Below are 11,120 nucleotides of genomic sequence, written 5' to 3' on the forward strand. Positions count from 1 at the left end.
AGCGCGCCCGCCATGATCAGGGACTGGTCGGGGGTGTAGCCGCGGCCCAGGCCCGCCACAGCGACCTGCACCGTGGGGTTGCCGGTCTGCGTCAGCACCAGGAACGGCCACAGGAAGTCGTTCCAGGTCTGCACGAACATCAGCATCCCCAGCACGGCCATCGCGGGCCGCGCCGCCGGGAACACCACGTGCCACACCACGCGCCAGCTGCTCGCGCCGTCCATCCGGGCGGCCTCGATGATCTCGTCCGGCAGCGCCTGGATCAGGTACTGCCGCATGAAGAACACACCGAACGCGCTGACCAGCGACGGGAAGATCACCGCCTGGAGCTGGTCGGTCCAGTCGAGCTTGGCGACCATCATGTACAGCGGGATCACGCTGAGCTGCGGCGGCACCATCATCGTGCCGATGACGATCAGCATCAGCGCGCCCCGGCCCTTGAAGCGCAGCTTGGCGAAGGCGAACCCGGCGATAGTCGACAGGAAGACGATCGTGGCCGCCGAGATCCCCGCCACGATGGTGGTGTTGAGGAACGCCTCGCCCAGGTTGGCGTCCGTCCAGGCCAGTTCGAGGTTGTCGAAGAGGTTGGCGCCGAACCAGAACGGCGGCGGGGTCTGCGCCAGCCGGTTGTTGTCGCGGGAGGCGGCGATCGCCGTCCACACCAGCGGGAACAGCGAGCCGATGGTGAACAGCGCGAGCACCACGTACGCGACGGGACCGGCGTGCATCTGCCCGCCCGCCCGCGCGGCCCGGGGCCGGCGCGAGCGCTGCGGCGCCTTCTCGGCCTGGTCCGGATCCGGGGGAGTCAGTGTCGTCGTCACGGCCGGTTCTCCTAACTACTGGCGCGCAGCCGGCGCGAGATGACGTAGTTGACGATCCCGATCAGGATGAGGATCAGGAACATCGTCCAGGCGATGGCGGAGGCCCGGCCGAGGTGCTGGTTCACCCAGCCCTGCTCGTACAGGTACAGGCCGAGCGTCTGGAACTGGTGCTGGGATCCGCCGGAGGCGCCCTTGTTCGCGTCGAACAGCAGCGGCTCGCCGAACAGCTGCGAGGCGCCGATCGTGGAGACGACGGTGGTGAACAGGATGGTCGGCCGCAGCGAGGGCAGCGTGACGTGGAAGAACTGCTGCCAGCGGTTGGCGCCGTCCAGCGCCGCCGACTCGTACAGGTCCTGCGGGATCGCCTGCATCGCCGCGAGGTAGATCAGCGCGTTGTAGCCGGTCCAGCGCCAGATCACGATCGTCGACACGGCGATCTGGGAGGCCCAGGTCTCGTTCTGCCAGTCGATGTTGTCGACGCCGACCAGGCCGAGGGCCCAGTTGATCATGCCGTAGTCGCGGCCGAAGAGCAGCACGAAGACCAGCGAGGCCGCGGCGATCGAGGTCGCGTACGGCGCGAGCATCGCGACCCGGTAGAAGGTCGAGGCGCGCAGCTTGTAGTTGAGGATGTGGGCGAGGCCCATGGCCATCAGCAGCTGCGGCACGGTGGAGATGATGCCGATGGTCAGGGTGTTCTGCGCCGCGTTCCAGAAGAACTCGTCGTCGAAGATCCTGGTGTAGTTGCGAAGGCCCACCCAGTCCATGTCGGTGGGCGCGGTCAGTTCCACCTTGTGCAGCGAGGCCCAGCCCGTGTAGACGAGCGGGAACAGGCCGAAGGCCACGAACAGCAGGAAGAACGGGGAGACGAACGCGTACGGGCTCCAGCGCACGTCCCGCTGCCAGCGGCGGGACAGCCGGGCCCGGTGGCGGCGCTCCTTCTCCACGGCGGCGGGATCGCCGGGCGGGCGGCCCGGGGCCGCGCCCCCCTCGACGGAGGGGGACGCGGCGGTGGTGTCGTGCCCAGTGGTCATACGGGTCACTGGTCCAGGTTGTTGTCGATGGTCTTCACGGCGTTCTCCCAGGCCTCCTCGGGCGACTTGCCCTGGGCGACCAGGATGACGCCGTTGTCGGTGAGGCCCTGCTGGATGATCTGGTCCTTCGGGCCGATCACCTGGACCGGGCCGTTCTTGGCGGCCTCGGCGAAGATCTCGCCGATCGGGGCGTCACCGGTCATGTCGTTCTTGGCGCCGGTGACCTCGGGCATGGTGTACGCGGCCGGGGTGCTCGGGAAGCTGCCCTGCACCTTGAACAGCTTGGCCTGCTGCTCGGGCGCGGTCAGCCAGGCGGCCAGCTTCGCGGCCTCCTCGGTGTTCTTGCCCGACTTCGGCACGGACAGGAAGGAGCCGCCCCAGTTGCCGGACTTGGGGGCCGCGGCCACGTCCCACTTGCCCTTGGCCTCCGGCTTCGACTTGCCCTTGATGTAGCCGAGCATCCACGGCGGGCAGGACATCGCGGCGAACTTGCTGTTGGCGATGGTGGTGTCCCAGGCGGGCTGGAACTGGGTCTGGTTGCCGACCAGCCCGTCCTCGGCCGCCTCGGCGGTGAGGTCGAAGGCGGCCTTCACGGCCGGGTTCTCCTTGTAGACGACCTTGCCGGAGGCGTCGTAGAACCGCTCGGTCTCGCTGCTGAGGATCGCGTTGATCAGACCGCCGGGGGAGTCCATGAAGGTGGTGCCCTTGGGCGCCTTCTTCTGGTAGTCACGGCCGGCGTCGACGAACTTCTTCCAGTCGCCCGCCCACAGCTTGGCGACTTCCTCGCGCTCGGTGGGCAGTCCGGCCTGCTGGAAGAGGTCCTTGCGGTAGCAGATCGCCATCGGGCCGACGTCGGTGCCGAGGCCGACCGTCGTACCGTCCTTGGTGGTGGCCTGCTGCCACTTCCATTCCAGGTAGTCGCTCTTCTTGCCGTACTTCGACAGGTCGAGCAGCTTGTCGGACTGGGTGGCGACGACCTCGGCGATGTTGCCGACCTCGATGCCCTGGATGTCCATCAGACCGCTGTTGGTGGTCAGGTGGTTCACGAGGGCGGGGTAGTAGTTCTCGTTGCGCTCGACGACGTTCTCCTTGATGACGACGTCGGGGTTGAGCTTCATGTACTCGTCGTACAGCCCGGCCTCCTTGAAGCCGAACGTGCCGAAGAGTCCCAGGGTGATGGTGGTCTTGCCGCTGCCGTCGCCGCCGTTCGACGAGCCCGACTCGTTGTCGCCGTCGTCGGCACAGCCGGCCAGCAGCCCGGTGCCCAGCGACGCTACGGCCGCCAGGACGACCGCCTTGCGGCGGATTCGGGTAGATGCTCGCATTGGGTCCTCCAGTTGCCCTGACGTGCCGACCCCCCGGCCAGAATTGCTTGGTTGGCCCCGTTGTGCATGAAGCTCTCTGGGTGTTGCTTGGTGCGGTGTGGCGCTGCGGCTCGGGCGGGGAACGTGCGGGTTGTGTATGTGCCAGGTAGTGTGGGAGCGCTCCCATCGGTGATGTGTTGAAGGTTCGTGGGTTCGAGCGGGGGTGTCAAGGGAGCGGACGCGGAGATCTGCGTTCAGTTATCGGCCTGTTAACTGGGACCCTCGGCCGGGATCGCCCGTGGCCGCTCGGCGCCAGATGGCCGCGGCACTGTTAGATTCCAGGCCAACGGGTGTACGAGGGAGGGCGAAGCCCATGGCAAGCCACGGAGCGCGGGGCCGCAGCGGCGGCCGGCCGACTCTGGAGGAGGTCGCCGCACGCGCCGGGGTCGGGCGCGGCACGGTCTCCCGGGTGATCAACGGCTCCCCCCGGGTCAGTGACGCGACCCGCGCGGCCGTCGAGGCGGCGGTCGCGGAACTCGGTTACGTCCCGAACACGGCCGCGCGCGCCCTCGCCGCCAACCGCACCGACGCGATCGCGTTGGTGGTCCCCGAACCGGAGACCCGCTTCTTCGCCGAGCCCTACTTCTCGGACATGCTGCGCGGCGTCGGCGCGGAACTCTCGGACACCGAGATGCAGCTGTTGCTGATCTTCGCGGGCAGCGACCGCGAGCGTCAGCGCCTCGCCCAGTACCTCGCCGCACACCGCGTCGACGGCGTCCTGCTGGTCTCCGTCCACGCCGACGACCCCCTCCCGGACCTCCTGTCCCAGCTGGAGATCCCCGCGGTGATCAGCGGCCCGCGCTCCGCGGCGGAGACCCTGCCGTCCGTCGACTCGGACAACTACGGCGGCGCGCGCTCGGCCGTCGAGCACCTCCTCGCCCACGGCCGCCGCCGCATAGCGCACATCACCGGCCGCCTCGACGTCTACGGCGCCCAGCGCCGCATCGACGGCTACCGCGACGCGCTCACCGACGCCGGCCACGAGGTCGACGAAGGGCTGATCGAGGCGGGCGACTTCACGGAGGAGGGCGGCCGCCGGGCGACCGCCGAGCTGCTGTCGCGCCGCCCCGACCTGGACGCGGTCTTCGCGGCCTCCGACGTCACGGCGGCGGGCGCCCGCCACGCCCTGCGCGAGGCGGGCCGCCGCATCCCCGACGACGTGGCCCTGGTCGGCTACGACGACTCGGCGATCGCCCGCCACATGGACCCGCCCCTGACCAGCGTCCGCCAGCCGATCCAGGAGATGGGCCGCCGCATGATCGACCTCCTCCTCACCGAGATCGCGGACCGCCGCCCGGCGGTGTCGCGGGGCCTGGAGCGGCGCCAGGTGGTGCTGGCCACGGAACTGGTGGCGCGGGCGTCGTCCTGAGCGGGGCCCGCCGCGAGGGCCGCGTCGGGTGAGGGCTCGGATCGGCCGTCAGCCCCTGATGGAGAAGAAGATCGTGTCCTGGGTGTACCAGTCGATCTTCTCCGTGGCGTACTCCCACTCGGTGTGCTCGAACTCCAGCTTCTCGATCAGCTCCCGGAGGTCGTACCGGAAGCTCTCGTCCAGCCGGTCCAGCACGGCGCGGTAGGCGTCGGCCGCCGGTTTGGCCTTGGCGAGCGGGAACATGCCGATGTACGGGCCGTCCACGGGGTGCGGGAGGAGGAAGGGGATCTCCTTCGGCGGCCCGGAGAACAGGTGCTGGTGCAGCAGCAGATCGGCACTCACGCCCAGGCGGCGCAGTTCCTCGTCGAGCAGGCCGAAGAAGGTGGAGGGCTTGGAGTACACGCCCAGCTCGGCCGGGTCCGACCCGTTGCAGTCGATGATGTGCTGGAGCGCCCGGCTGTAGGCGCCGGCCGCGTAGGAGGCGTCCGAGTCGGCGTGGCCGGCCACGAGGTGGTCCAGCGCGTCGGGTATGGACAACCCCCAGTCGATGCCCTGGCGGTCGAGCTCCTCCTGGCTCCTGCGCGCCCGCTCGCGCACCATCTCCAGGACGCGCTCCTGGTCGGCGGTGAGGTTCCCGGCGGCGCCGAGGAAGGCGAGGACGTCGGCCTTGTCGGCGGTGTTGTACGAGATGATCCGGCTCATGATCGTCATCGTGGCAGGCGCCACTGACAATCCGGGCACGAGCCGGAGGGCGAGCCGACGGGCGGGCCGTACAACGCGATCAGCCGGTGACCCTCTTCCGAAGGTCACCGGCTGATCACTCAGGGTGAGTGACGGGACTCGAACCCGCGGCATCCTGGACCACAACCAGGTGCTCTACCAGCTGAGCTACACCCACCATGACCGGCGACGGACTTTGTCGTTTCCCCGACCGGCCGAGAAAAAGTGTACAGGGTCCGAAGGGGTGCTCGCGCACACGTTTCGCGGCGCCCCTCCCGACGGCCTTCGTCAGCCGTGCTGAGCAGGCAGAACGTACTTGGCGGCGATCGTCCTGGCGGTCTCCGAGTCGGGTCCGGGCTGCGGGACGAAGACGGCCTCGCGGTAGTAGCGCAGCTCGGCGATGGACTCGCGGATGTCGGCGAGGGCCCGGTGGTTGCCGTTCTTCTCCGGGCTGTTGAAGTAGGCCCTCGGGTACCAGCGGCGCGCCAGCTCCTTGATCGACGACACGTCGACGATCCGGTAGTGGAGGTAGTCCTCCAGGGTCGGCATGTCACGGAGGAGGAAGCCGCGGTCCGTGCCGACGGAGTTGCCGCACAGCGGGGCCTTGCCCGGTTCCTTGACGTGCTCGCGTACGTACGCCAGGACCTGCTCCTCGGCGTCCGCGAGGGTCGTGCCGTTCGCCAGCTCGGCGAGCAGCCCGGACGCGGTGTGCATCTCCCGCACCACCTCCGGCATCGTCTCCAGCGCCCGGTCCGGCGGCCGGATGACGATGTCCACGCCCTCGCCGAGCACGTTCAGCTCGGAGTCGGTGACGAGGGCGGCTACCTCGATGAGCGCGTCGTCGGACAGCGAGAGGCCGGTCATCTCGCAGTCGATCCACACCATGCGATCGTTCATGCGTCCACATTACGGCCGTGCGGCGGGGACGGATCCCCCGCGTACCGGCTGCGCGGCGCCCCGGGGAACGCCGTGGGGCCACGAGGAGGTTCCTCGTGGCCCCACGGTGCGGTCACACGGTCACGTTCCGCTGCGCTGCCCCGGGAGGCCGGCGCGCGACCCCACGTAGGCGTCCCGGTGGTCCAGGGCCCCCGAGGCGCCCACCGCGCTCGCGGCCGCCGTGCGGCGGGCCTGGAGCGGGACCGGGTGGTCCTGGTGGTGCGCGGCGGCGGCGTGCCCGCCCTGGCCCGGCTGGCCGATCCCGCCCGGACCCGGCTGCCCCGGGCCCGCGCCCAGGCCCGCGGAGCTCGGCGTCGCCGTCGACTCGGGGTCGGTCTGCCGCTCACCCTGCGGCCGGCGCGCCCGGTACGCGGCCCGGTACGCCGCCGGGGACGAGCCGAGCTGACGGCGGAAGTGGCCGCGCAGCGCGACGGGGGAGCGGAAGCCGCAGCGGCCCGCCACCTCGTCCACCGAGTAGTCCGACGTCTCCAGCAGCCGCTGCGCCTGGAGCACCCGCTGGGTGATCAGCCACTGCAGCGGCGCGCTCCCGGTGAGGGAGCGGAACCGGCGGTCGAACGTACGACGGCTCATGTACGCGCGTGCCGCGAGCGTCTCCACGTCGAACTGCTCGTGGAGGTGCTCCAGCGCCCAGGCGACGACCTCGGCGAGCGGGTCGGCGCCGATCTCTTCCGGTAAAGAGCGGTCTAGGTAGCGTTCCTGGCCTCCGCTTCGGCGCGGTGGGACGACCAGGCGGCGGGCCAGCGCGCCGGCCGCCTCGTTGCCGTGGTCCGTCCGCACGATGTGGAGACAGAGATCGATTCCGGCCGCGGTGCCCGCCGACGTCAGGACGTCCCCGTCGTCGACGAAGAGTTCGCGCGGATCCACGTGCACCGACGGATAGCGCTTGGCCAGCGTCGGCGCGTACATCCAGTGGGTGGTCGCGGGGCGGCCGTCCAGCAGGCCCGCCGCCGCGAGGACGAAGGCGCCGGTGCACAGCCCGACGATGCGGGCGCCTTCCTCGTGCGCCCGGCGCAGTGCGTCGAGCGCGTCCTCCGGTGGTGGCGAGGTGATCGACCGCCAGGCCGGCACGACGACCGTGCCCGCCCGCGAGATCGCCTCCAGGCCGTGTGGCGCGGTGAGTTCCAGGCCCCCTGTGGTCCGCAGTGGGCCGTCCTCGCCGGCGCACACCAGCAGTCGGTAGCGCGGTACGCCGGCGTCCTGGCGGTCGATCCCGAACACCGACAGCGGTATGGAACTCTCGAAGATGGGGCCGCCGCTGAACAGCAGCACCGCGACGATCTCCTTGCGGCGACGCCCGGACAGCTTCCGGGCCGCGGTGTCCGGCGCGGCAGTGGAGTCGTGGCTCATCGCGCTAAGCCCCCCTCGGTGGTCGCGGCTCCTCGGTTGTGTCGCTCCTGCACGTTTCCCCTCGGTCCTGCACGAGTCCCCCGCCGTAAGACAAATCAAGATCGAATCTACTGCGTCACGCCGTACCGGGATGGCCAGTTCGCTACCCGGCACATTGTCGACTTGGCAACTTGGCGTAAAGCATTCGATCACGAAGGGTTGCACTCGTGGGCCGTGCAGGGAAGTGCGCCTCGTCGCAGTGGCCAAACCGCGTAGGGTGCAGACCTCACTGGAGACCCTTTCCGTGCAGGTCAAACGGGGGGTGGGGGGTGTTCCGCGCGGGTGATGCACAGCATTCAGAAGTTGGCTGAAAAGCTACGGGCGCGTGCGCGGAAACCGGTCAGCCGACCGGTGTATTTCCCGGTCCGTCGGACCGTCCGCCCGTTCGTCCGCCGGGGCGTCCGCCGGGGCGCCCCCCGGAGCGTTCCCCGCGGTGCGCCCCCGACCCCGTCCGCTGATGCCGGCCCCGGTGCGGAGCGTGTTCCTCCGCCAGCAGCCGGGCCGCGCCGCGCTCCGACTGCCGCAGCAGCAGCCGGCAGACGGCCGTCACGGACGCGAGGCCGAGCGCGGTGCCCGCCGCCCCGGCCGGCGAGGTGCCGTACCACAGGAGCACCACCGGGACGAGGACACAGCTGAAGGCCGCCCAGCGGACGACCTCGGCCGCGCTGTCCGGCCCGGACCGTGAGGACATGGGTGTGCTCCCTGTGACGCTCCCTGGAGGTGTTGCAGGGGGTTCAACGGCGCGTCGGCCGGTCGGTCACCTTGCCATGGCCTGAATCCTGCGCAAACCGCCTGTACGGGGCAGCAACCATTGCGTTACGGGCGCACCCTCGTGCATGCTCCGGTGAACCGCCACCGACGGTGCGCGAGATCTGGGCTAAGGAGGCGTGCCGCCGTACCCTTGGGGGTATGGGGTTGGGAAGATGATTCCCGGACACAGCTCCGCCGCACACTGTCGTCCCACCCAATAAGGATCACAACGCCGAGACAGCCATGGCCGGTCACGACTTCTTCGAACCCGCGGACCGCAAGCGGCCCGTCGCCGATCCCACGGCGGCCGAGCCCCTGGCGGCGGAAGAGCCACGCCATTCGTGCGACCCCGCCTTCAAGCATGGCGTCGTCGTCGGCTTCGACGGCTCGATGTCCAGCGAGCGCGCCCTTGCGTACGCGATCGGCATGGCGCAGCGCTCCGGCTCGGGCCTGATCATCGTCCATGTGGCCAACCGGCTGCCGACCACGGTGTGGGCGGGCTGCGAGCCGCCGGTCTTCGTCGACGTGCCGGACCACCGCACCGAGGTGCTGGGGCTGGAGCTGGCGTGTGCCGACTACCTCGCCGAGGTCCCCTGGATCCTGGTCGAGCGCGGCGGCGACATCTGTCACGAACTCGAAGAGGTGGGACGGGAGTACGAGGCGGACGCGATCGTCGTCGGCTCCACGCACGGTGTCGTCGGCCGGATCTTCGGTTCGGTCGCCGGACGGCTCGCCAAGCGGGCGAAGCGCCCCGTGGTGGTCATCCCGTAACTCGCTCCCCGGCCGTTCCCCGACTCGCCCCTCTCGTCGGCGAGATGCCCGTTCCGGGCGGTCAACTCCTGGGTGTGACGCGTGAATCCACTCATGCGTACAGGTGTTTGGGCTCTTGTGAAGGGCATATACGGGTCACCGCACCACCGCACGTCCGCGAAGGGAGTCCGCCTCGTCCACCGGGAACGGCGCACCGGCCCACGGTGTTTCCCGGGGACGACGGGCTCGGCTCGGTCGACGGGCGGGCGGCGGGCCGGCGGGTGACGGCTGCCGGCCGGCGGCGCGGGCCGGGGCGCTCGGGCAGCCCCGGCATGTGAACGGACCCCCTGTGTCCGGGGCGACACCAGGGGGTCCGTTCTCGTCCGTTGCCGGGCGCGCTACTCGACCGTCACCGACTTGGCCAGGTTCCGCGGCTTGTCGATGTCCCGGCCCAGGGCCAGGGCCGTGTGGTAGGCGAGGAGCTGGAGCGGGATGCCCATGAGGATCGGGTCCAGCTCGTCCTCGTTCTTCGGGACGACGATCGTCTGGTCGGCCTTCTCCTGCTCCTGGTGGGCGACCGCGAGGATCTTGCCGCTGCGGGCCTTGATCTCCTCCATCGCGGCCCGGTTCTTCTCCAGCAGGTCGTCGTCCGGGACGATGGCGACCGTCGGGAGGGCGGGCTCGATGAGCGCCAGCGGGCCGTGCTTCAGCTCGGAGGCCGGGTAGGCCTCGGCGTGGATGTAGGAGACCTCCTTGAGCTTCAGGGAGGCCTCGCGGGCGACCGGGTAGCCCCGGACGCGGCCGATGAAGAGCATCGAGCGGGCGTCGGCGTAGGCCTTGGCCAGCTTCTCGATCTCCGCCTCCTGCTCCATGATCTCGGAGATCTGGGCGGGCAGCTTGCGCAGGCCCTCGATGATCCGCTTGCCGTCGCGCACGGACAGGTCGCGGGTGCGGCCGAGGTGCAGGGCGAGCAGGGCGAAGGCGACGCAGGTGTTGGTGAAGCACTTGGTGGACACCACGCACACCTCGGGGCCGGCGTGCACGTAGACGCCGCCGTCGGCCTCGCGGGCGATCGCCGAGCCGACGACGTTCACGACGCCGAGGACGCGGGCGCCCTTGCGCTTCAGCTCCTGGACGGCGGCCAGCACGTCGTACGTCTCACCGGACTGGGAGACCGCGATGTACAGGGTGTCGGGGTCGACGACCGCGTTGCGGTAGCGGAACTCGGAGGCCGGCTCGGCGTCCGCGGGGATGCGGGCCAGCTCCTCGATCATCTGGGCGCCGATCATGCCGGCGTGGTACGAGGTGCCGCAGCCGAGGATCTTCACGCGGCGGATGCGGCGGGCCTCGCGGGCGTCCAGGTTGAGGCCGCCGAGGTGCACGGTGGAGAACCGGTCGTCGATGCGGCCGCGCAGCACGCGGTCCACGGCGTCGGCCTGCTCGTGGATCTCCTTGTGCATGTAGGTGTCGTGGCCGCCCATGTCGTAGGAGGCGGCCTCCCACTCGACGGTGGTCGGCTCGGCCGTGGTCCGGGTGCCCTCCGTGGTGTACGTACGGAAGTCGTCGGCCTTCAGCGTGGCCATCTCGCCGTCGTCCAGCGTCACTATCTGCCGGGTGTGGGTGACCAGCGCGGCGATGTCCGAGGCGACGAACATCTCCTTCTCGCCGATGCCGAGGACGACCGGGGAGCCGTTGCGGGCGACGACGATGCGGTCCGGGAAGTCGGCGTGCAGGACGGCGATGCCGTAGGTGCCCTCGATGAGGCGGACGGTCTCGCGGACCTTGTCCTCCAGCTTCTCGGCCTGCGAGCGGGCGATCAGGTGGACCAGGACCTCGGTGTCGGTCTCGGAGAGGAACTCGACGCCGTCCGCCTCCAGCTTGCGGCGCAGGTCGGAGGCGTTGTCGATGATGCCGTTGTGGACGACGGCGACCTTGCCCTCGGCGTCCAGGTGCGGGTGGGCGTTCATGTCGG

At 70.2% G+C, this 11,120-nt stretch carries 10 protein-coding genes and 1 tRNA gene; 2 read left to right on the top strand and 9 right to left on the bottom strand.

Going from position 1 to position 11,120, the window contains the following annotated elements:
• From CCN42_RS16775 to CCN42_RS16785, 3 genes are all read right to left on the bottom strand, one after another.
• Positions 1–821: carbohydrate ABC transporter permease (locus CCN42_RS16775; protein WP_086736630.1), on the bottom strand; the 821-nt coding region annotated here is incomplete at its 3' end.
• An 11-nt stretch (positions 822–832) separates the two neighbouring features.
• Entirely contained in the window at positions 833–1,852 is a 1,020-nt protein-coding gene (locus CCN42_RS16780) for a carbohydrate ABC transporter permease (RefSeq protein ID WP_086736632.1), read from the bottom strand.
• Positions 1,853–1,857: 5 nt separating this feature from the next.
• Positions 1,858–3,177 (bottom strand): ABC transporter substrate-binding protein, encoded by a 1,320-nt coding sequence (locus CCN42_RS16785; protein ID WP_086736634.1) that lies wholly within the window; start codon positions 3,175–3,177, stop codon positions 1,858–1,860.
• A gap of 352 nt (positions 3,178–3,529) precedes the next feature.
• On the opposite strand from CCN42_RS16785, the gene CCN42_RS16790 reads away from it, so the two are divergent.
• On the top strand, positions 3,530–4,585 hold the full coding sequence (locus tag CCN42_RS16790; RefSeq protein ID WP_086736636.1) for a LacI family DNA-binding transcriptional regulator: 1,056 nt from the start codon (positions 3,530–3,532) through the stop codon (positions 4,583–4,585).
• Positions 4,586–4,633: 48 nt separating this feature from the next.
• Here CCN42_RS16790 and CCN42_RS16795 read toward each other — a convergent pair whose 3' ends face one another.
• The 5 genes from CCN42_RS16795 to CCN42_RS16815 all read right to left on the bottom strand — a co-directional run bounded on the left by CCN42_RS16795 (position 4,634) and on the right by CCN42_RS16815 (position 8,339).
• Positions 4,634–5,287 carry a DUF7691 family protein gene (locus CCN42_RS16795; RefSeq protein WP_086736641.1) on the bottom strand — a complete coding sequence of 218 codons (654 nt, stop codon included), beginning with the start codon at positions 5,285–5,287 and terminating at the stop codon, positions 4,634–4,636.
• Positions 5,288–5,410: 123 nt separating this feature from the next.
• Positions 5,411–5,483: transfer RNA gene (locus CCN42_RS16800), tRNA-His, on the bottom strand.
• A 110-nt stretch (positions 5,484–5,593) separates the two neighbouring features.
• The gene (gene orn, locus CCN42_RS16805; RefSeq protein ID WP_086167609.1) at positions 5,594–6,202 is read right to left on the bottom strand and encodes an oligoribonuclease; all 609 of its coding nucleotides are present in this window, start codon (positions 6,200–6,202) and stop codon (positions 5,594–5,596) included.
• A 120-nt stretch (positions 6,203–6,322) separates the two neighbouring features.
• Positions 6,323–7,609 (bottom strand): helix-turn-helix domain-containing protein, encoded by a 1,287-nt coding sequence (locus CCN42_RS16810; RefSeq protein ID WP_086736637.1) that lies wholly within the window; start codon positions 7,607–7,609, stop codon positions 6,323–6,325.
• A 379-nt stretch (positions 7,610–7,988) separates the two neighbouring features.
• Positions 7,989–8,339, bottom strand: a complete 351-nt coding sequence (locus CCN42_RS16815) for a hypothetical protein (RefSeq protein ID WP_086736639.1) — start codon at positions 8,337–8,339, stop codon at positions 7,989–7,991.
• 302 nt (positions 8,340–8,641) lie between these two features.
• On the opposite strand from CCN42_RS16815, the gene CCN42_RS16820 reads away from it, so the two are divergent.
• Positions 8,642–9,169 (top strand): universal stress protein, encoded by a 528-nt coding sequence (locus CCN42_RS16820; RefSeq protein ID WP_086167606.1) that lies wholly within the window; start codon positions 8,642–8,644, stop codon positions 9,167–9,169.
• Positions 9,170–9,546: 377 nt separating this feature from the next.
• Here the strand turns inward: CCN42_RS16820 and glmS are convergent.
• Positions 9,547–11,120 (bottom strand): glutamine--fructose-6-phosphate transaminase (isomerizing) (glmS, locus tag CCN42_RS16825; protein WP_086736643.1); only part of this gene is annotated, 1,574 nt, incomplete at its 5' end.

This window comes from Streptomyces glaucescens, from assembly GCF_002154375.1.
In the GTDB taxonomy this organism is placed as follows: Bacteria; Actinomycetota; Actinomycetes; order Streptomycetales; family Streptomycetaceae; genus Streptomyces; species Streptomyces glaucescens.

Excerpts from the sequence above, each read along its gene's own strand:
- CCN42_RS16820 (WP_086167606.1), top strand. The coding sequence starts at position 8,642 with ATGGCCGGTCACGACTTCTTCGAACCCGCGGACCGCAAGCGGCCCGTC.
- orn (WP_086167609.1), bottom strand. The coding sequence starts at position 6,202 with ATGAACGATCGCATGGTGTGGATCGACTGCGAGATGACCGGCCTCTCG.
- CCN42_RS16815 (WP_086736639.1), bottom strand. The coding sequence starts at position 8,339 with ATGTCCTCACGGTCCGGGCCGGACAGCGCGGCCGAGGTCGTCCGCTGG.
- CCN42_RS16785 (WP_086736634.1), bottom strand. The coding sequence starts at position 3,177 with ATGCGAGCATCTACCCGAATCCGCCGCAAGGCGGTCGTCCTGGCGGCC.
- CCN42_RS16795 (WP_086736641.1), bottom strand. The coding sequence starts at position 5,287 with ATGAGCCGGATCATCTCGTACAACACCGCCGACAAGGCCGACGTCCTC.
- CCN42_RS16790 (WP_086736636.1), top strand. The coding sequence starts at position 3,530 with ATGGCAAGCCACGGAGCGCGGGGCCGCAGCGGCGGCCGGCCGACTCTG.
- CCN42_RS16780 (WP_086736632.1), bottom strand. The coding sequence starts at position 1,852 with ATGACCACTGGGCACGACACCACCGCCGCGTCCCCCTCCGTCGAGGGG.
- CCN42_RS16810 (WP_086736637.1), bottom strand. The coding sequence starts at position 7,609 with ATGAGCCACGACTCCACTGCCGCGCCGGACACCGCGGCCCGGAAGCTG.